We start from the raw sequence: 17,454 nt of genomic DNA, 5'->3' as shown, positions 1-17,454 counted from the left end.
AAACCTAGCGGAAAGGAGTGACATTTCATGATCACTAAAGCCGATAAAAACAAAGCGCGTCAAAAGAGACACGCTCGCGTTCGTCGTAACGTAACCGGCACAGCTGAACGTCCTCGTCTAAACGTTTTCCGTTCAAACAAGAACATCTATGCTCAGCTTATTGATGATGTCAAAGGCGTAACTTTGGTATCAGCATCTAGCATGGAACAAGGAATTGACGTTAACAACGGCGGTAACACTGAAGCTGCTACTAAAGTCGGAGAATCAATCGCAAAGCGTGCTGTTGAAGCAGGTCATACAGAAGTGGTATTTGACCGCGGTGGGTATTTATACCACGGACGTGTTAAAGCTCTTGCAGACGCAGCTCGTGAAGCAGGACTGAAATTTTAATAAAAAGGAGGTTAACCCATGCGTAGCATTGATGCTAACAAACTAGAACTTGAAGAACGCGTAGTTACCGTTAACCGTGTAGCGAAAGTTGTAAAGGGTGGACGTCGTTTCCGCTTTGCAGCAATCGTAGTAGTCGGAGATAAAAACGGTCACGTTGGCTTCGGAACTGGTAAAGCGCAGGAAGTTCCTGAAGCAATTCGCAAAGCTATCGAAGACGCGAAGAAGAACTTAATCACTGTTCCTGTTGTTGGAACTACAATTCCTCACCAAATCACAGGTCACTTTGGAGCAGGTAACGTACTATTGAAGCCAGCTTCTGAAGGTACTGGAGTAATCGCTGGTGGACCTGTCCGTGCAGTATTAGAACTTGCTGGTGTAGGCGACATTCTATCGAAGTCTCTTGGATCTAACAATCCGATTAACATGGTGCGTGCAACACTAAACGGCCTTGAAAACCTCAAGCGTGCGGAAGACGTTGCTAAGCTTCGTGGAAAATCTGTAGAAGAGCTATTAGGTTAAGGGAGGGATAACAGATGGCTAAGAAATTAGAAATCACCCTCTCACGTAGTGTGATTGGTCGCCCTCAAGACCAACGCGTGACGGTAAAGACTCTTGGACTGAACAAGATGCATCAAACGGTTGTTCATACAGACAACCCTGCAATTCGCGGTATGGTTAACAAGGTATCTCACCTTGTAACTGTTAACGAAATCGATGCATAAAAAATCTATACATTGAGGAGGTGCTCACATTGAAACTACACGAACTAAAACCATCTGAAGGTTCTCGTAAAGAACGCAACAGACTTGGTCGCGGTATTGCAACAGGTAACGGTAAAACGTCTGGTCGCGGTCAAAAAGGTCAAAAGTCTCGTTCTGGCGGCGGAGTACGCCCAGGTTTCGAGGGAGGACAGCTTCCGATCTTCAAACGTCTACCGAAGCGTGGATTTACAAACATGAACCGTAAAGAGTTCGCGATTGTTAATCTTGAATCGTTAAACCGTTTTGAAGATGGAACTGAAGTTTCCCCAGAACTACTTCTAGAAACTGGCGTTGTCAGCAAAGAAAAAGCTGGAATTAAGATTCTAGGTAATGGTAAGCTAGATAAAAAGCTTACCGTGAAAGCCCACAAGTTTTCAGCTTCAGCAAAAGAAGCGATTGAAGCGGCAGGCGGAAATACTGAGGTGATCTAATGTTCCAAGCAATCTCCAACATTATGCGCGTAGGTGATATTAGAAACAAAGTCATTTTCACCCTACTCATGCTTGTCGTGTTCCGAATCGGAACATTCATACCGGTTCCTGGTGTGAACAGAGAAGTATTACAATTTCAAGATCAAATGAGTCTCTTCGGAGTACTCAACACCTTTGGCGGTGGAGCGTTGCAAAACTTCTCCATCTTTGCCATGGGAATCATGCCGTACATCACTGCTTCAATCATAGTGCAGCTTTTACAGATGGATGTTGTCCCTAAATTTACCGAATGGTCAAAACAGGGAGAAGCTGGACGTAAAAAGCTTACGCAGGTTACTAGATATGGAACGATCGGCCTTGGACTGATCCAGGGTATCGCGTTATCTATCGGTTTCAACAATATGGTTGGAGGACAGCTGATTACAGATGCAGGTTTCTTGACGTATCTTAATATTGCTCTTGTTCTTACAGCCGGAACGGCTTTTTTGATGTGGTTAGGTGAACAGATTACTGCTAAAGGTGTTGGTAATGGAATCTCCATCATCATCTTTGCCGGAATTGTAGCTGCAATTCCTCCTGGTCTTAACCAGTTGTACGCTCAGATGTTTGAAGGAGCGCAGGATGAGTTGTTCATTAACATCGTTACACTTGCGATCATTGCTCTTGCAGCATTAGCAATCGTTGTAGCTGTTATCTTCGTTCAACAAGGCCTTCGCAAAATTCCAATCCAATATGCTAAACGTACTGTTAACCGCAGACAAGTTGGCGGACAATCAACTCACTTACCGATTAAGGTAAATGCAGCAGGTGTTATTCCAGTTATCTTTGCAATATCACTTATCATTACTCCTCCAACAGTCGCAAGGTTGTTTGGAAGTAATTCGGTAACAGATTGGATCGTCAGAATCTTTGATTACACACAGCCTATTGGCATGGTCGTGTATGCGTTACTCATCATTGGCTTTACGTATTTCTATACGTTTGTCCAGGTGAATCCGGAGAAGATGGCAGAGAATCTTAAGAAGCAGGGTGGATATATTCCTGGTATTCGTCCAGGTAATGCTACTGAAACGTACATTACTAAAATTCTCTATCGTTTAACATTTGTAGGAGCTCTATTCCTTGCAGTTGTATCGATTATTCCGGTATTTTTCACAACCGTAGCAGGACTGCCGCAAACGCTGCAAATCGGCGGAACAAGCTTGCTGATCGTTGTTGGGGTAGCGCTTGATACGATGAAGCAAATTGAAAGTCAATTAATTAAACGTCATTATAAAGGCTTTATTAAATCTTGAGGATAAACTGGGAAGAACTTTCTTCCCCTCCTTCATCCTCGATTGGGTGACGTATGGAGGGATTAGATGAATCTAGTATTAATGGGGCTCCCGGGTGTCGGAAAAGGAACCCAGGCAGAAAAGATTGTCGAAAAGTATGGCATCCCTCATATCTCAACAGGAGATATGTTCCGAGCAGCGATTAAAGAAGGAACACCTCTTGGTAAAAAAGCAAAAGAGTACATGGATTCCGGAAATCTCGTACCCGATGAAGTTACGATTGGTATAGTACGAGACCGTTTAGGAAAAGATGATTGCGGAAAAGGTTTTCTCCTTGATGGTTTCCCAAGAACAGTAGCGCAGGCAGAAGCTCTTGAGACGATTCTCTCCGATTTGGATAGACAGTTGGATTACGTTGTTAATATCGCTGTTGAAGAAGATCAACTCATGAAGAGATTGACTGGGCGTCGTGTTTGTAAGAACTGTGGAGCTACCTATCATGCAGTCTTCAATCCTCCAAAGGAAGAAGGAGTCTGTGATAAGTGCGGAGGAGAACTTTATCAAAGAGATGACGATAAAGAAGAAACTGTGCGCACACGCCTAGAAGTCAACAAGCAGCAACAGCAACCGTTGTTGACCTTTTATGAAGGCAAAGGCTATTTAAAAACCATTGACGGCAACAAAGACATCAATGTGGTGTTTGAAGACATCGACCAACTCCTCGGAGGGTTGTCGTAATGATTATTTGCAAGACTCCTCGCGAACTTGATATCATGCGAGAGGCAGGCAAAATTGTCGCATTAACGCATCAAGAACTGCAGAAGCACATTAAGCCTGGAGTTACGACAAAAGAGCTGGATACGATTGCCGATCGGTTTATTCGTCAGCTTGGTGCAATTCCTTCCTTTAAGGGTTACAATGGATTTACTGGAAGTATCTGCGCTTCTGTAAATGAAGAGTTGGTACATGGTATTCCAGGAGATCGCGTGTTGGCGGAGGGAGATATTATTAGCATCGATATTGGTGCTAAATATAAAGGTTATCATGGCGATTCAGCCTGGACCTATCCTGTTGGCACTATCTCAGAAAAAGACGAACGGTTGTTAAAAGTTACCGAGGAATCGTTATATAAAGGATTGGCTGAGGCTAAGGTAGGGAAAAGACTTTCCGATATCTCTCATGCAATTCAAACGTATGCGGAAGCTGAAGGGTTCTCGATCGTACGGGAATATGTTGGTCATGGTGTAGGTCAGGACCTTCATGAAGATCCTCAAATTCCTCATTATGGTCCTCCAGGAAAAGGACCGAGGCTCAAGCAAGGCATGGTACTTGCAGTAGAGCCGATGGTGAATATGGGCTCTCGTTATGTTCGAACACTTTCAGATAACTGGACTGTAGTAACAACTGACGGTAAAAATTGCGCTCATTTTGAGCATACTTTTACTGTTACAGAAGAAGGATATGAAATTTTAACAAAGGCCTAAGTGAAGGTGATGGTTCTTGAAAGAGTCGGAAACCGTGCCCGAGATCGGTCGGATCGTGCGGAACAAACGGGGAAGAGACGCTGAACAATATAGCGTGATTGTTGAAGTAATAAATGATCGTTATGTTTTCATCGCAGATGGCGACAAACGAAAATTTGATCGTCCAAAGCGAAAGAACCTCGCACACCTGGAGCTAACGAATTATGTATCCCCTGAGGTAAAGCGAAGTCTTGAGGAAACGGGCCGTGTCACTAATGGCAAGCTGCGTTTCGCGATCTCAAAGTATATGAATGAATACGTCATTGATTTAAAGGAGGGAGAGCAAGTAGATGGCTAAGGAAGATGTTATTGAAATGGAAGGCACAGTTATCGAACCTCTACCGAATGCAATGTTCAGAGTAGAACTCGAAAACGGTCATAAGATCCTTGCTCACGTATCCGGGAAGATACGCATGCATTACATTCGTATTTTGCCAGGCGACAAAGTAACTGTTGAGCTTTCTCCATATGACTTATCACGTGGTAGAATCACGTATCGATATAAATAAAAAAGTTAATCTCCGAATACAAGGAGGGTAAAAACAATGAAGGTAAGACCATCAGTAAAACCAATTTGTGAAAAATGTAAAGTTATTCGCCGTAAAGGTAAAGTAATGGTTATCTGCGATAACCCTAAGCATAAGCAAAAACAAGGTTAATATATAAGGAGGTGCAACCCATGGCACGTATTGCTGGTATTGATGTTCCACGCGAAAAACGCATTGTAATCGCGTTAACTTACGTATATGGAATCGGTAAAACTACTGCTAAACAAGTCCTAGTTGATGCTGGTGTATCTGAAGATACTCGCGTTCGCGACTTGACTGAAGAAGAACTCGGAAAAATCCGTGAAGAAGTAGACAAAATTAAGGTTGAAGGTGATCTTCGTCGTGAGATTTCCCTTAACATTAAGCGTCTAATCGAGATCGGTTCATATCGTGGTATTCGCCACCGTCGCGGTCTTCCTGTCCGAGGCCAACATACGAAGAACAACTCTCGTACTCGTAAAGGCCCTCGCCGTACAGTAGCAAACAAGAAGAAGTAAGGGAGGTAAACTAACAAATGGCTAAACAACGTAAAGCTAATACACGTAAAAAGCGTGTCAAAAAGAATATTGAGAGTGGAATAGCTCACATCCGTTCTACTTTTAATAATACAATTGTAACTATTACTGACACTCACGGAAATGCTGTATCATGGGCAACTTCTGGGAACATGGGCTTCAAAGGTTCTCGTAAGTCTACTCCATTCGCAGCTCAAATGGCTGCTGAGACAGCTGGTAAAACAGCTCAAGAGCACGGCATGAAGACAATCGAAGTTTCCGTTAAAGGCCCTGGTGCTGGTCGTGAAGCTGCTATTCGTGCGCTTCAAGCTGTAGGTCTAGAGGTTACTTCCATTCGTGACGTAACTCCAGTACCTCATAACGGTTGCCGTCCGCCAAAACGTCGTAGAGTATAATTAATAGAGAGTTCAAACGTAGATGTTCCCTTCGGGTGAATGCCTGGTTTTGAAAAATCTCTTATAGAAAGATTCAATCTATCGGTATACAATTGATGAACATGTCAATAATGATAATGTATAAATTGTTGACGGTTGACGAATCATAATTAGGTTGTTGGTAATGGAACCGCCTAAAGGGATTATTCGGTTAGACACAATGTCTAACCGAAGTTCGACGTTTTGAAGGAGGGTTTGTTGGATGATCGAAATCGAAAAGCCAAAAATTGAAGCGGTAGCTATCAACGAGGATGCTAAATACGGAAAGTTTGTTGTAGAACCATTAGAACGTGGATATGGAACTACACTAGGGAATTCCCTACGTCGTATCCTGTTATCATCTCTTCCTGGTGCCGCTGTGACATCCGTACAAATTGAAGGAGTACTCCATGAGTTCTCTACAATTGAAGGTGTACACGAAGATGTAACTACTATTATTCTTAATCTTAAGAAGCTAGCAATGAAAATCTACTCTGAAGAAGAGAAGACATTAGTAGTTGATGTGCAAGGCCCTGGAACGGTAACAGCTGGAGATATTACTCATGACAGCGACGTGGAGATCTTAAACCCTGACCTTCATATTGCTACCCTTTCTGCTAGTGCTCGCTTCCATATGAGAATTACTGCAATTCGTGGAAGAGGTTACGTACAAGCAGAAGGAAACAAGAATGATGAACAGCCAATTGGTGTAATTCCAGTTGACTCTATCTTCACTCCTGTTTCTCGTGTAAACTACCAGGTTGAGAACACTCGTGTCGGCCAGGTAACTAACTATGACAAACTAACCCTCGACGTTTGGACAGATGGAAGCATACGACCTGAAGAAGCGGTATCGTTAGGGGCAAAAATTTTAAATGAACATTTAAATATTTTTGTCGGCTTAACAGATCAGGCTCAAAATGCTGAAATCATGGTCGAAAAAGAAGAGGACCAAAAAGAGAAAGTGCTTGAGATGACAATCGAAGAGCTTGATCTCTCAGTTCGCTCATATAACTGCCTGAAACGTGCTGGCATTAATACAGTCCAGGAACTTACTCATAAGTCTGAAGAAGACATGATGAAAGTTCGTAACCTTGGACGTAAATCATTAGAAGAAGTACAAGAAAAGCTTGAAGAGCTTGGTCTTGGACTACGCAACGAAGAATAGATATACAAAGTTGTTGATCTAAGAAACAACAAAGGAGGGAATACTTCATGGCATACCAAAAGTTAGGTCGTACAAGTGATACGCGTAAAGCGTTATTCCGTGACCTTGTTACAGATTTGATCATTAATGAACGTATTGAAACGACAGAATCGAAAGCAAAAGAGCTTCGTTCTTTCATCGACAAAATGATTACACTTGGTAAGCGCGGTGATCTTCACGCTCGCCGTCAAGCAGCTTCTTTCGTCCGTAACGAAATCGCGGATAAAGAATCTGGCCAAGATGCACTTCAAAAACTATTCAGCGATATCGCTACTCGCTATGCAGAGCGCCAAGGCGGTTACACTCGTATCCGTAAACTTGGACCACGCCGCGGTGACGGTGCTGAAATGGTCATCATTGAGCTAGTCTAAATCGCACTTTATAAAAAGGGCGGGACAGGATCTCGACTATGGATACTGATTCTATGCCCTTTTTTAGTGCGTTTTTTTTATTAGCATCAATACGATTTAAAAAAGTGGTAGCATGCTGGTTGCCATTACGAAAGCCTGGCAGATGCCGGGCTTTTTTTACTATGATTTTGTCAATCATAATAGTCATATATGCTATTTTATTAGATAGAAAATATGTTTCCTTTTTCCATGCTGATAGGAAAAAGTGGCGGGGGATTATGGATCCGCCATTTTTTCGCACCAGCATATAGCTATGATTTGAAAGTGACGATGGGCATACTAGTAGAGACAGAGAGTCAGGAGGAACGAATATGAGCGATTTAATATCCGTTCAAAATGTGTCATTTCGATATCAAGAAGAACAGCCCTATGTGCTTAATGATGTATCATTAACCGTTGAGAAGGGTGAGTGGCTTGCCATTGTGGGTCATAACGGCTCAGGGAAATCGACGCTCGCTAGACACCTGAATGGATTGTTACAGCCAGAAAAGGGCGACATTCTTGTCGAGGGATACAATAGTAGAGACGAGAAAAGCATTTGGGAAATTAGAAGAAGAGTCGGTATTGTTTTTCAGAACCCAGATAATCAGTTTGTCGGAACATCGGTTAGGGATGATGTAGCATTTGGTCTTGAGAATAATGGCGTTCCACGTGTTGAGATGATCGAACGCATTACCGAAAGCATCAAAAGGGTTAAGATGGACGAGTATGTTGACCAGGAACCTCATCGACTATCAGGTGGACAAAAGCAGAGAGTGGCGATAGCAGGCATAGTGGCGTTAAGACCTTCCATCGTCATCTTGGATGAAGCAACTTCGATGCTTGACCCGGCGGGGAGAAAAGAAGTACTAGAAACGATGAGAGAGTTGAAAGAAGAAGAAGGGATGACTGTCATTTCGATTACTCATGATCTCGAAGAAGCAGCAAAAGCTGATCGGATGATCGTGATGAATAAAGGCGAGATAATCGATGAAGGGCTTCCGGCTACTATCTTTCAAAAGGGTGAGATGCTAGAGGAAATTGGTCTTGATTTGCCATTCCCTTTACAGATGCACCGAGCGTTGAAAGAAAGAGGATATCCTCTTGATTCGCTCACACTATCACAGGAGGATCTGGTAGACGCGATATGGACATTACAATCAAAGAATTAGAACATTTATATAGTAAAGGCACACCGTTCGAGAGAACTGCACTGAAGGATGTAGATCTTTCTATAAAAGAAGGAACGTTTCTTACGATAATCGGTCATACTGGTTCTGGTAAGTCCACTCTTATTCAGCATCTGAATGGGTTGTTGAAGCCCACCGCGGGCAGTATTGAAATTGGCGAGTTTCACATTAAATCTGGAGAGAAAGAAAAACGCCTTAAAGAGTTAAGAAAACATGTGGGTGTTGTTTTTCAGTACCCTGAGCACCAGTTGTTTGAAGAAACGATCGAAAAGGATATTATCTTTGGTCCATTGAATTTCGGTGTATCAGAAGAAGAGGCTAAGAAACGTGCTGCAGAGTTGATTGAACTTGTTGGGTTAGATCACTCATTTCTAGAACGCTCACCGTTTGACTTAAGTGGTGGCCAAATGAGGCGTGTTGCGATAGCAGGCGTACTTGCGATGAAGCCCTCTATTCTCATCCTGGATGAACCCACTGCAGGACTCGACCCTCGTGGTAGAAAAGAGATAATGGAGTTGTTTTATCGTTTGCATCAAGAAGAGGGGCTTACAACGATTCTAGTGACTCACAGCATGGAAGATGCAGCCCGCTACTCTGATCGCATCGTTATTATGGAAAAAGGTACTGTTGCACTGCAAGGGACACCGATGGAAGTGTTCAGTGATGCAAACGCACTTAAAGCACTGAGCCTCGATATACCTGAAACGGTGCAATTTATTAAGCGTCTTGAAGATCGGTTTAACACCACATTACCACACAGCGTATTTACGCTAGAAGAAACAGTCGAAGCTGCTGTCTCCCTTCTTAGAGAGGAGGAGAGCTGATGATGCAAAATATTATTATCGGTCAATATGTACCTGGTAAGTCATATGTGCATAATTTGGATCCGAGAGCGAAACTATTAACAACGTTCTTATTTGTCATTATCGTTTTTCTTGCAAATAATTGGATCACCTATGCTTTACTAGGTGCATTCACAATAAGCGCGATCGTAGTTTCTCGCATTCCGATACGATTTATATATAATGGATTGAAACCAATTCTTCTTATCATTATTCTCACTTTCTTTCTGCATGTGTTTCTAACAAAAGAAGGACCGCTGCTTTTTGATTTAGGATTCATTGAGGTGTATCAGGGAGGCGTTGAACAAGGGGTGTTTATCTCCATGAGACTCTTATTTCTCATTATGATTACCTCACTTTTAACACTAACAACTACGCCTATCGATATCACAGTGGGACTGGAAACACTTCTTGGACCGTTTAAGCGATTCGGTCTTCCTGTACATGAGTTCGCTCTTATGATGTCGATTGCGCTAAGGTTTATTCCAACGCTGCTTGAAGAAACTGAAAAGATCATGAAGGCTCAGGCTGCACGAGGCGCGCAGTTCTCTAGTGGACCTATTAAAGAACGATTAAAGAGCATTGTCCCTTTACTCGTTCCGCTGTTTGTTAGTGCGTTCAAGCGTGCAGAGGACCTTGCAATGGCTATGGAAGCAAGAGGATATCGAGGTGGGGAAGGAAGAACGAGTATCCGGTTGTTGAAATGGGAAGCAAAGGATAGTCTCTTATTCGTATTCCTTCTAGTACTCTCTATTGCCTTGATCCTTCTTAGGAGCTAAGGGAGGCTGCCATGACGAATAGAATTAAATTGACAATCTCATACGATGGTACAGCTTATAACGGCTATCAGATCCAGCCTAATGGGCGTACAGTTCAGGAAGAACTGCAGCGTGCCCTACAGAAGCTTCACAAAGGAAGAGCAGTACATGTAACGGGTTCAGGAAGAACAGATGCTGGGGTGCATGCAGCAGGGCAGGTCGTGCATTTTGATACGGACCTATCTATCCCTCTTGATCGCTGGCCGAAAGCATTGAACGCATTGCTTCCGAATGACGTAAGAACACTACGTGCTGAAGAAGTACCTTCAACCTTCCATGCTAGGTACGGGGTCGAACGCAAAACGTATGTCTATCGGGTTGATAACAATGTTACCCCAGATGTCTTTAGGAGGAATTTCGTTTTACATGAGTCACGCCCTCTTTCTATTTCAACTATGAAAGAAGCCGCAGCACTCCTTATAGGAAAGCATGACTTCACATCGTTCTGTTCTGCAAGATCTGAAGTGAAAGACAAAGTTCGAGAGCTATACAAGATTGATATCGACATGGCGAACAATGAAGTCACATTTCTGTTTGAAGGCAACGGCTTTTTATACAACATGGTTCGAATTCTAACAGGTACGCTATTAGAAATAGGAAGAGGCGAGCGGGATATCCATGAAGTGGTTGAGATACTCGAAGCAAAAGACCGCGATGCTGCTGGAAAAACGGCTGCACCTCAAGGGCTATATTTATGGAAAGTCTATTATAGTAAATAAGAAGTTAAAACTTTAAAGAGACTTGACATTTGGCTCTGAATATTATAAGATATTCTTTGGTATTTCTACATCCACTAGCCCCGGATTTAGAAATCTAACTGACAACCGACAATTAATTTTAGGCAGTTTTTAAAATACATGGAATGACTTTAGGAGGGAAACTCATGCGTACGACATTTATGGCAAAAGGCCACGAAGTAGAACGCAAATGGTATGTCGTTGATGCTGAAGGTCAAACACTTGGCCGTCTTGCAAGTGAAGTAGCAGCGATCCTACGCGGAAAGAATAAACCAACATTTACACCTCACGTTGACACTGGTGATCACGTGATCATCCTTAACGCTGAGAAAATCGAACTTACTGGTAAGAAGCTTACTGACAAGATGTACTACCGTCACAGCGGACACCCAGGTGGTTTGAAATCAAGAACTGCTCTTGAAATGCGTACTAAGCGTTCTGAGCAAATGCTTGAACTTGCGATCAAAGGTATGCTTCCAAAGAATAGCCTTGGACGCCAGATGGCTAAAAAGCTTCATGTATACGCTGGAAGCGAGCACAACCATCAAGCACAACAGCCTGAAAAATACGAACTAAGAGGATAATAGAAGGAGGGACCCATTTTGGCACAAGTACAATACAACGGCACTGGCCGACGTAAAAACTCTGTAGCTCGCGTACGTCTACTACCTGGTGATGGACGCATGGTAGTTAACGGTCGCGAACTAGACAATTATTTTGACCTTGAAACACTTAAACTAATTTCTAAGCAGCCACTAGTTGAAACTGGCACTGAAGGCACTTACGATATCTTCGTAAACGTTAAAGGTGGCGGCTTCACTGGACAAGCTGGCGCAATCCGTCACGGAATTGCTCGTGCGCTACTTGAAGCTGATCCAGAATTCCGCAGCACTCTTAAGCGCGCTGGATTCCTAACTCGTGATGCTCGTATGAAAGAACGTAAGAAATACGGTCTTAAAGCAGCACGTCGTGCACCACAATTCTCAAAGCGTTAATAGCTTTTATTCAAAACCTCTGGCTTTCAACAGCCGGAGGTTTTTTGTATGGTCATTTATTCAATCTCTTTTTTCAAAAGGTAATAATTCCAAAAATACTGAATGAATTACCAGTATCATTTTCGAATACTCTTTCACGCTCGTTGGACACTAAATAGTAATGAGTTGTGAGAGGGTGGATGACTTGGATAACGTTATTACAGTATTTAAAGAACGACAGCGCCACAAACGAATTGAGTTTGAGCGCCGTATTTTGACTGAGGTTTCCCTGTCTGAACTAACTGAAGACATTAAGGAGATGTTTTCTCCGTTTTTTTCTGAAGCTATCTTATATAAAGGAGATGTAGAGAACGTGTGCATCGACATTGCTATTGAAGCATACTTGCTTGGTGCCGAGTATAGTAAGTTTTCATCTCAGGGTGAACCGATGAGAAAGGTGCAGGAGCGGTGTTTTATATTAGAGAAAGCATTGATTGAAGCACTATTTGAATATTGGACTTTTTGGCGGTCAAGTAGGGGGTATGAAGAGTCACTCCAGATCGCGTGTGATGTGTTTGTTTCAAACTGGTGGAAAAAAGGCTATGAAAAAGGTGTAATGAGACGTCGTCTTCGTCTTCACTAACTTCGTAAACATTAAACGATTCAATACTATTTCCCCCACTCGTCCCATATAAATAAAGTAGGACAGAGTGAAGGGCGGTGTTGGAAGAGTATGAAGAAGTGGTGGAAACGGCTAGGGGTTGCAGCTGGCGTTCTTGTTTTGCTTTTCATTATTAACTACAAATTCGCGATTGACCATTCATGGGATGCCTGGCACTTGCCGTTATCCGGTCAAGTCATCGTGATCGATCCAGGGCACGGTGGTCCTGATGGAGGAGCGGTAGGGAACAACGTGGTTGAAAAAGATGTTACATTAGACATCTCTCTTAAGTTGCGTGATTACCTCCAGGAAGCTGGTGCACTCGTCATCATGACCAGGGAGACAGATACTGACTTAGCATCTGAAGGTACGAAGGGTCTAAGTAATCGTAAAGCAGAAGATCTTAGAAAGCGCGTTGAGATGATCAATGATTCTAGCAATGATATGTTTATAAGTATACATCTTAATGCTATACCATCAGCAAAATGGAGCGGTGCTCAGACTTTTTATAATCCAGCAAACGAAGATAGTAAAGCACTTTCTATATTTATTCAATCCGAAATCAAGCGTAACCTTGAGAATACAAACCGTCTTGCGAAGAACTTAGATAATATTTATTTACTGAGAGAAGCAGATATCACGGGGTCACTTGTGGAAGTGGGGTTCTTATCGAACCCGACGGAGCGTGAATTATTGAAGACAGAAACATACCAAAACAAAGTGGCTGCTTCGATTTACCAGGGAATCGTTCGATACTCAACAAATGAACCAGTGCCTGAAGAGTAGGCGCTGGTTTTTTATATGATAGCCATGAAGGCGCCACTCTCTAAATGCCTCAATTGATATGTTATACTAGCAATGTAATCGAATTCAAAGAAGGTGGTGCCCGAATGTTAACGAAAGATCAGGTCGTTGAATTATTAAATAAGGTGCAAGATCCTATCTTACATAAAAGTATTACAATTCGTGATGTGAAAACGAAGGAAGGCTATGTAAGTGTCAAAGTAGCACTTGCTCAAACAGAATCTGCTGAACAAATGAAAGTGCAGCAAGAAATAGTAAATATCCTAAAAGAAGCTGGCGCGGAGTCGGTGGGATTGCGGTTTGAACAGTTAGCAGATGAGGAGCTTCCAGAAGGTGCATCAGCTAACCCTGACTTGCCACCATTGTTATCACCTGAAAGTAAAACACAATTTATCGCAGTAGCAAGTGGAAAAGGTGGCGTAGGAAAATCCACAGTAACGGTAAATCTTGCGACATCACTTGCAAAGCTAGGTAAGAAGGTCGGCGTAATTGACGCAGATATTTATGGATTTAGTGTTCCTGATATGATGGGGATCGAGACTCGTCCAAAGGTCGTGCAGGAGAAGATCTACCCAGTTGAGCGTTTCGGTGTGAAGGTTATGTCGATGGCGTTCTTCGTTGAAGATAATGCACCAGTCATCTGGCGTGGACCAATGCTTGGGAAAATGCTGAATAACTTCTTTAGTGAAGTTGAGTGGGGAGAACTAGACTATCTCCTTCTAGACCTTCCACCAGGAACAGGGGATGTGGCGCTTGATGTTCACACGATGTTGCCTGCTTCAAAAGAGATCATCGTTACGACTCCACATGCAACAGCAGCATTCGTAGCTGCTAGAGCGGGTGCTATGGCATTGAAAACAAAGCATGAAGTTCTAGGTGTAGTCGAAAACATGGCTTACTTCGAAAGTAAGGTAACAGGAGAGAAGGAATATGTATTTGGCCAGGGCGGTGGTGAGAAGTTAGCTTCTGAACTTTCCACAGACCTACTAGGTAAGCTCCCTCTCGGTCAACCTGATTATAACGAAGAGGACTTTGCGCCTTCTATTTACCAAACAGATCATCCAATTGGTAAGCAGTATTTAGAGATCGCGAAAGAAATCATTTCAAAAACGGAATAACACTAAAGGACATGCTTTCTCTAGCATGTCCTTTTTCGTTACTTATTCCTGACCACCAGATTCTTCGCTACCGCTTTTTTCTTTACTAGATTCTTCTTCTTCGCCCTCTTTGCCACTGCCTTCAGATTCTTTACTTTGTTCAGGGCTTGCTTTCATTATCATCTCCTGAATTTTCGCTTTGAACAGTGGACTATCAAAAGTTTCGGTCATGAGCTCTTTAATTTGTTTTCTAGATTGCGTACTCTCCAGAAGTTGAAGATACTGCTTCTCCATCTCAGGGTCTTGCAGTAAGTCCATCATCTTTTCTTGAAAATCCGGATCATCCATCAGTGATTTGAAGAGCTTCTCGTTTTCACTTTGAATATTTTTTGCGAAGTTCTCAACAAACTTAGGATCTTTCAGCAACTCTTGCCAGTATTTCTTTCCTTCTTCTGATGTTAGTACTTTTTGAATCGTTTCTTTTACAAATGGTTGTTCCATTATTAGCTGTTGTTTCATTTTTTCATCCGACATCACTTCTTGAATTGCCTTTTTTCCATCATCTGTTTTCAAAAGGTCAACAAGCATTTTTTTCGTTTCTTCGTAGTTGGCTTCGGAACCCTCTGCAGCTCCAGAAGCGCACCCGGCTGTTACCAGAAGGAATGCTAATCCGAGAGTAAGCAGTTTGAATCGTGGACTCATATCGCTTATGCTCCTTTCAGATAGTATTATCCTTAATATTAGGCGATTTTTCGAAATTATACCCAGAGATTGAAGGAAGGGTGGCATTTTGTAAAAGGCATTGGTACAATTCTACAGAGAAGTATCATTATTAACATCGGGGGCTTGATCGTGAAGACAAGAAATCTTGTTTACTTATTCTTTTCAACCCTTCTGATTGGATCAACGGCAGGAATGATAACAGGTCTTGCTATGGAGTGGACGCAGTATTGGGATGATTTAAGGAATGGAGAATTTGTTTCGTTCTTGATCGTTATGCTCTGGCTTCTTGGAGTATCCAGTATCTTTAGTTTGATTAGTCAGATGGGTTTTTTTGCATACTTAACAATACACCGTTTCGGTCTTGGGATTTTCAAATCAGTTAAACTTTGGAACACCATTCAGGTCGTTCTTATAGCGGTAGCACTATTCGATTTAGTTTATTTCAGGTATGTAGTATTTGCTGAACCTGGAGACAGTTTGCTTGGGTATATCGGTGTGGCTCTACTACTATTAGTAGTCGGACTTGTTACGGCTTATATCAAAAGGAAAGAAACAAATAAGCATGCTTTTATTCCAGCTTTATTCTTCATTGTAGTAGTAACCATTTTAGAATGGATACCAGGACTTCAAAGCGATGATCAAAAATGGGTCTGGCTAATCTTTGTTCCATTGTTAGTTAGTAATGTGTGGCAAGTACTCACATTGCATCGAATTACTGAAACGAAAAACACGTAAATACACGATTTATATTTAAAGCAGCTCTGCGTGAATAGCAGAGCTGCTTTATTTTACTTCTTTACTATTAATATTGGCATTCGATATAAGTTCACTCACCGTGACAAAATCATAGCCTTTCTTTTTCAACTGTGCAATTAGTTCTGGAAGAGCGGTATCTGTTTGTTTTGCCGAATCTGATGCGTGGAGAAGAATGATGTCTCCCGAATTTGCATCTTTTACGACATTCGTAATGATGTCAGACGCCCCAGGATTTTTCCAGTCGTTAGAGTCTAAGCTCCAATGGATAACAGTGTAATTCAATTTATTTGATACTTCTAAAACCCGTTTATTGAAATTCCCATTTGGTGGTCTAATCAATTCTGTGTGTACGCCAGATACCTTCTTAATTGCTTCTTGAGCACGAATAATATCTTTACGCATTTCAATATCTTCCATCGAGGTATAGTTTTCGTATCGATAACCAAGACTTCCAATTTCATGACCATCCTTTACAATTTGTTCTACTATCTCTGGGTGGCGTTCTGCCCAAGCTCCTGAAAGAAAGAAAGAAGCTGAAATGTTATGCTTCTTTAATTCTTCTAGTATCGGAATGGCCTTTGTCTCTCCCCAGCTTATATCAAATGTTAACGCCAACTGTTTCCCTTCGCTCTTCACCTGATCGATTGCTAGAGGGGTATCGTTCGAAGTAAAGACTGCAAGATCTCTTCCTTCAACAAATAAAATGAGTGCTGCAAAGAATGCAGCTGCTATAATAACCATAGTTTGTTTAATTCTTTTCCCTCTCCATACCCAAAAGAAATTCATCTCGCACCTCCTTTGTCCCATTCATATGCACTGTATTAGACAACTATGTACAAAGTCTCCTTCTACAACACATAAAGGTTTGAAGGTATGGTCATAATGGTTTGAGGAAGGAGGTTATTGTATGATTGGGTTTCTACTTAGTGATAAAGAAGTTAAGGAAATGGAGTATCTTCTTAAGCGAGAGATGGAGGAGATGCTGATGAATCTTGATGATGATCGGATTGAGAAGATAGTTAAACGAGCGATGGAAGAGAGGTATCGACTTCTTCTTGGAATGTATAAAAGAACAGCGCCAACAGTTGAGGTAGCAAAGTACATTAGGATCTTAAAAAAAGATACCAACTAAATTTAAAAAACCTATTGCAAAATAATAGTTCAACCTGTATAGTTATAAAAGTCGCCGATAACAAAACGGCCGACACGAAACAAAACAAAAAAGTTGTTGACTTCGATTGAGTTGATGTGATACATTAATAAAGTCGCTGAAAACGACATTGAAAGAAACAAATCGATCTTTGAAAACTGAACGAAACGCCATGCAAGAAATTGTTTCTACGGAAACAACAAGTTTTAAAGCTAGATTGAACTTTCTATCGGAGAGTTTGATCCTGGCTC

27 protein-coding genes are annotated in these 17,454 nt (G+C 42.0%); 25 read left to right on the top strand and 2 right to left on the bottom strand.

The window, feature by feature from the left end; genetic code table 11:
- Positions 1 to 27 precede the first annotated feature (27 nt).
- From rplR to LCM09_RS19150, 23 genes are all read left to right on the top strand, one after another.
- On the top strand, positions 28 to 390 hold the full coding sequence (rplR, locus tag LCM09_RS19260; protein ID WP_224885201.1) for a 50S ribosomal protein L18: 363 nt from the start codon (positions 28 to 30) through the stop codon (positions 388 to 390).
- Between the two features lie 18 nt (positions 391 to 408).
- Positions 409 to 909: a 30S ribosomal protein S5 gene (gene rpsE, locus LCM09_RS19255; RefSeq protein WP_048313339.1), complete on the top strand. Its 501-nt coding sequence runs from the start codon at positions 409 to 411 to the stop codon at positions 907 to 909.
- A gap of 14 nt (positions 910 to 923) precedes the next feature.
- A complete protein-coding gene (gene rpmD, locus LCM09_RS19250) occupies positions 924 to 1,112 on the top strand; it encodes a 50S ribosomal protein L30 (protein WP_224885199.1) in 189 nt (62 codons plus the stop codon).
- Positions 1,113 to 1,141: 29 nt separating this feature from the next.
- On the top strand, positions 1,142 to 1,582 hold the full coding sequence (gene rplO, locus LCM09_RS19245; RefSeq protein WP_224885197.1) for a 50S ribosomal protein L15: 441 nt from the start codon (positions 1,142 to 1,144) through the stop codon (positions 1,580 to 1,582).
- Entirely contained in the window at positions 1,582 to 2,877 is a 1,296-nt protein-coding gene (gene secY, locus LCM09_RS19240) for a preprotein translocase subunit SecY (protein WP_224885195.1), read from the top strand. The genes rplO and secY overlap by 1 nt, the downstream gene beginning before the upstream one ends.
- A gap of 66 nt (positions 2,878 to 2,943) precedes the next feature.
- Positions 2,944 to 3,594, top strand: coding sequence for an adenylate kinase (locus tag LCM09_RS19235; RefSeq protein ID WP_224885192.1), 651 nt, complete (start codon positions 2,944 to 2,946; stop codon positions 3,592 to 3,594).
- Complete coding sequence (gene map, locus LCM09_RS19230) at positions 3,594 to 4,340, top strand: type I methionyl aminopeptidase (RefSeq protein WP_224885190.1); 747 nt, start codon at positions 3,594 to 3,596, stop codon at positions 4,338 to 4,340. Before LCM09_RS19235 ends, map begins: the two co-directional genes overlap by 1 nt.
- A 16-nt stretch (positions 4,341 to 4,356) precedes the next feature.
- Complete coding sequence (locus LCM09_RS19225; protein ID WP_224885188.1) at positions 4,357 to 4,677, top strand: KOW domain-containing RNA-binding protein; 321 nt, start codon at positions 4,357 to 4,359, stop codon at positions 4,675 to 4,677.
- On the top strand, positions 4,670 to 4,888 hold the full coding sequence (infA, locus tag LCM09_RS19220; protein ID WP_113808059.1) for a translation initiation factor IF-1: 219 nt from the start codon (positions 4,670 to 4,672) through the stop codon (positions 4,886 to 4,888). The genes LCM09_RS19225 and infA overlap by 8 nt, the downstream gene beginning before the upstream one ends.
- 36 nt (positions 4,889 to 4,924) lie before the next feature.
- On the top strand, positions 4,925 to 5,038 hold the full coding sequence (gene rpmJ, locus LCM09_RS19215) for a 50S ribosomal protein L36 (protein ID WP_036787716.1): 114 nt from the start codon (positions 4,925 to 4,927) through the stop codon (positions 5,036 to 5,038).
- 20 nt (positions 5,039 to 5,058) lie between these two features.
- On the top strand, positions 5,059 to 5,424 hold the full coding sequence (gene rpsM, locus LCM09_RS19210; protein WP_224885186.1) for a 30S ribosomal protein S13: 366 nt from the start codon (positions 5,059 to 5,061) through the stop codon (positions 5,422 to 5,424).
- A 17-nt stretch (positions 5,425 to 5,441) separates the two neighbouring features.
- Complete coding sequence (gene rpsK, locus LCM09_RS19205; protein ID WP_224885184.1) at positions 5,442 to 5,837, top strand: 30S ribosomal protein S11; 396 nt, start codon at positions 5,442 to 5,444, stop codon at positions 5,835 to 5,837.
- A 241-nt stretch (positions 5,838 to 6,078) separates the two neighbouring features.
- Positions 6,079 to 7,023 (top strand): DNA-directed RNA polymerase subunit alpha, encoded by a 945-nt coding sequence (locus LCM09_RS19200; protein WP_224885182.1) that lies wholly within the window; start codon positions 6,079 to 6,081, stop codon positions 7,021 to 7,023.
- A 47-nt stretch (positions 7,024 to 7,070) separates the two neighbouring features.
- The gene (gene rplQ, locus LCM09_RS19195) at positions 7,071 to 7,433 is read left to right on the top strand and encodes a 50S ribosomal protein L17 (RefSeq protein WP_224885180.1); all 363 of its coding nucleotides are present in this window, start codon (positions 7,071 to 7,073) and stop codon (positions 7,431 to 7,433) included.
- A 350-nt stretch (positions 7,434 to 7,783) separates the two neighbouring features.
- Positions 7,784 to 8,623 (top strand): energy-coupling factor ABC transporter ATP-binding protein, encoded by an 840-nt coding sequence (locus tag LCM09_RS19190; RefSeq protein WP_224885178.1) that lies wholly within the window; start codon positions 7,784 to 7,786, stop codon positions 8,621 to 8,623.
- Entirely contained in the window at positions 8,599 to 9,465 is an 867-nt protein-coding gene (locus LCM09_RS19185) for an energy-coupling factor ABC transporter ATP-binding protein (RefSeq protein ID WP_224885176.1), read from the top strand. Before LCM09_RS19190 ends, LCM09_RS19185 begins: the two co-directional genes overlap by 25 nt.
- The gene (locus tag LCM09_RS19180) at positions 9,465 to 10,262 is read left to right on the top strand and encodes an energy-coupling factor transporter transmembrane component T family protein (protein ID WP_224885174.1); all 798 of its coding nucleotides are present in this window, start codon (positions 9,465 to 9,467) and stop codon (positions 10,260 to 10,262) included. The genes LCM09_RS19185 and LCM09_RS19180 overlap by 1 nt, the downstream gene beginning before the upstream one ends.
- An 11-nt stretch (positions 10,263 to 10,273) precedes the next feature.
- Positions 10,274 to 11,020 carry a tRNA pseudouridine(38-40) synthase TruA gene (gene truA / locus LCM09_RS19175; protein ID WP_224885172.1) on the top strand — a complete coding sequence of 249 codons (747 nt, stop codon included), beginning with the start codon at positions 10,274 to 10,276 and terminating at the stop codon, positions 11,018 to 11,020.
- Positions 11,021 to 11,184: 164 nt separating this feature from the next.
- Positions 11,185 to 11,622 carry a 50S ribosomal protein L13 gene (gene rplM / locus LCM09_RS19170; protein WP_224885171.1) on the top strand — a complete coding sequence of 146 codons (438 nt, stop codon included), beginning with the start codon at positions 11,185 to 11,187 and terminating at the stop codon, positions 11,620 to 11,622.
- Positions 11,623 to 11,640: 18 nt separating this feature from the next.
- Entirely contained in the window at positions 11,641 to 12,033 is a 393-nt protein-coding gene (rpsI, locus tag LCM09_RS19165) for a 30S ribosomal protein S9 (RefSeq protein WP_224885169.1), read from the top strand.
- Positions 12,034 to 12,217: 184 nt separating this feature from the next.
- On the top strand, positions 12,218 to 12,655 hold the full coding sequence (locus LCM09_RS19160) for a DUF2521 family protein (RefSeq protein ID WP_224885167.1): 438 nt from the start codon (positions 12,218 to 12,220) through the stop codon (positions 12,653 to 12,655).
- A gap of 90 nt (positions 12,656 to 12,745) precedes the next feature.
- Entirely contained in the window at positions 12,746 to 13,459 is a 714-nt protein-coding gene (gene cwlD, locus LCM09_RS19155; RefSeq protein ID WP_224885165.1) for an N-acetylmuramoyl-L-alanine amidase CwlD, read from the top strand.
- A gap of 104 nt (positions 13,460 to 13,563) precedes the next feature.
- Positions 13,564 to 14,595: an Mrp/NBP35 family ATP-binding protein gene (locus LCM09_RS19150; protein ID WP_224885163.1), complete on the top strand. Its 1,032-nt coding sequence runs from the start codon at positions 13,564 to 13,566 to the stop codon at positions 14,593 to 14,595.
- 42 nt (positions 14,596 to 14,637) lie between these two features.
- Here the strand turns inward: LCM09_RS19150 and gerD are convergent, their stop codons facing one another.
- Complete coding sequence (gerD, locus tag LCM09_RS19145; protein ID WP_224885161.1) at positions 14,638 to 15,276, bottom strand: spore germination lipoprotein GerD; 639 nt, start codon at positions 15,274 to 15,276, stop codon at positions 14,638 to 14,640.
- A gap of 150 nt (positions 15,277 to 15,426) precedes the next feature.
- Between gerD and LCM09_RS19140 the strand changes: the two genes are divergently transcribed.
- Positions 15,427 to 16,032, top strand: coding sequence for a KinB-signaling pathway activation protein (locus LCM09_RS19140; RefSeq protein WP_224885294.1), 606 nt, complete (start codon positions 15,427 to 15,429; stop codon positions 16,030 to 16,032).
- Between the two features lie 48 nt (positions 16,033 to 16,080).
- On the opposite strand, the gene pdaB is transcribed toward LCM09_RS19140, so the two are convergent.
- Positions 16,081 to 16,839, bottom strand: a complete 759-nt coding sequence (gene pdaB, locus LCM09_RS19135) for a polysaccharide deacetylase family sporulation protein PdaB (protein ID WP_224885159.1) — start codon at positions 16,837 to 16,839, stop codon at positions 16,081 to 16,083.
- A gap of 121 nt (positions 16,840 to 16,960) precedes the next feature.
- Between pdaB and LCM09_RS19130 the strand changes: the two genes are divergently transcribed.
- Complete coding sequence (locus tag LCM09_RS19130) at positions 16,961 to 17,185, top strand: hypothetical protein (RefSeq protein ID WP_224885158.1); 225 nt, start codon at positions 16,961 to 16,963, stop codon at positions 17,183 to 17,185.
- Positions 17,186 to 17,454: the final 269 nt, after the last annotated feature.

Source organism: Guptibacillus algicola (assembly GCF_020171805.1).
Taxonomy (GTDB): domain Bacteria; phylum Bacillota; class Bacilli; order Bacillales; family Guptibacillaceae; genus Guptibacillus; species Guptibacillus algicola.
Note: the sequence above shows the minus strand (reverse complement) of the source record. Positions and strands in the feature narration are given on the sequence as shown.

What these genes read in the sequence shown, in the direction of transcription:
- rplQ (WP_224885180.1), top strand. Translation starts at nt 7,071, where the DNA reads ATGGCATACCAAAAGTTAGGTCGTACAAGTGATACGCGTAAAGCGTTA.
- LCM09_RS19150 (WP_224885163.1), top strand. Translation starts at nt 13,564, where the DNA reads ATGTTAACGAAAGATCAGGTCGTTGAATTATTAAATAAGGTGCAAGAT.
- rpsE (WP_048313339.1), top strand. Translation starts at nt 409, where the DNA reads ATGCGTAGCATTGATGCTAACAAACTAGAACTTGAAGAACGCGTAGTT.
- gerD (WP_224885161.1), bottom strand. Translation starts at nt 15,276, where the DNA reads ATGAGTCCACGATTCAAACTGCTTACTCTCGGATTAGCATTCCTTCTG.
- rpmD (WP_224885199.1), top strand. Translation starts at nt 924, where the DNA reads ATGGCTAAGAAATTAGAAATCACCCTCTCACGTAGTGTGATTGGTCGC.
- LCM09_RS19185 (WP_224885176.1), top strand. Translation starts at nt 8,599, where the DNA reads ATGGACATTACAATCAAAGAATTAGAACATTTATATAGTAAAGGCACA.
- map (WP_224885190.1), top strand. Translation starts at nt 3,594, where the DNA reads ATGATTATTTGCAAGACTCCTCGCGAACTTGATATCATGCGAGAGGCA.
- rpmJ (WP_036787716.1), top strand. Translation starts at nt 4,925, where the DNA reads ATGAAGGTAAGACCATCAGTAAAACCAATTTGTGAAAAATGTAAAGTT.
- secY (WP_224885195.1), top strand. Translation starts at nt 1,582, where the DNA reads ATGTTCCAAGCAATCTCCAACATTATGCGCGTAGGTGATATTAGAAAC.
- cwlD (WP_224885165.1), top strand. Translation starts at nt 12,746, where the DNA reads ATGAAGAAGTGGTGGAAACGGCTAGGGGTTGCAGCTGGCGTTCTTGTT.
- LCM09_RS19190 (WP_224885178.1), top strand. Translation starts at nt 7,784, where the DNA reads ATGAGCGATTTAATATCCGTTCAAAATGTGTCATTTCGATATCAAGAA.
- LCM09_RS19200 (WP_224885182.1), top strand. Translation starts at nt 6,079, where the DNA reads ATGATCGAAATCGAAAAGCCAAAAATTGAAGCGGTAGCTATCAACGAG.
- rpsK (WP_224885184.1), top strand. Translation starts at nt 5,442, where the DNA reads ATGGCTAAACAACGTAAAGCTAATACACGTAAAAAGCGTGTCAAAAAG.
- LCM09_RS19180 (WP_224885174.1), top strand. Translation starts at nt 9,465, where the DNA reads ATGATGCAAAATATTATTATCGGTCAATATGTACCTGGTAAGTCATAT.
- rplM (WP_224885171.1), top strand. Translation starts at nt 11,185, where the DNA reads ATGCGTACGACATTTATGGCAAAAGGCCACGAAGTAGAACGCAAATGG.
- rplR (WP_224885201.1), top strand. Translation starts at nt 28, where the DNA reads ATGATCACTAAAGCCGATAAAAACAAAGCGCGTCAAAAGAGACACGCT.
- LCM09_RS19130 (WP_224885158.1), top strand. Translation starts at nt 16,961, where the DNA reads ATGATTGGGTTTCTACTTAGTGATAAAGAAGTTAAGGAAATGGAGTAT.
- truA (WP_224885172.1), top strand. Translation starts at nt 10,274, where the DNA reads ATGACGAATAGAATTAAATTGACAATCTCATACGATGGTACAGCTTAT.
- rpsM (WP_224885186.1), top strand. Translation starts at nt 5,059, where the DNA reads ATGGCACGTATTGCTGGTATTGATGTTCCACGCGAAAAACGCATTGTA.
- LCM09_RS19235 (WP_224885192.1), top strand. Translation starts at nt 2,944, where the DNA reads ATGAATCTAGTATTAATGGGGCTCCCGGGTGTCGGAAAAGGAACCCAG.
- pdaB (WP_224885159.1), bottom strand. Translation starts at nt 16,839, where the DNA reads ATGAATTTCTTTTGGGTATGGAGAGGGAAAAGAATTAAACAAACTATG.
- infA (WP_113808059.1), top strand. Translation starts at nt 4,670, where the DNA reads ATGGCTAAGGAAGATGTTATTGAAATGGAAGGCACAGTTATCGAACCT.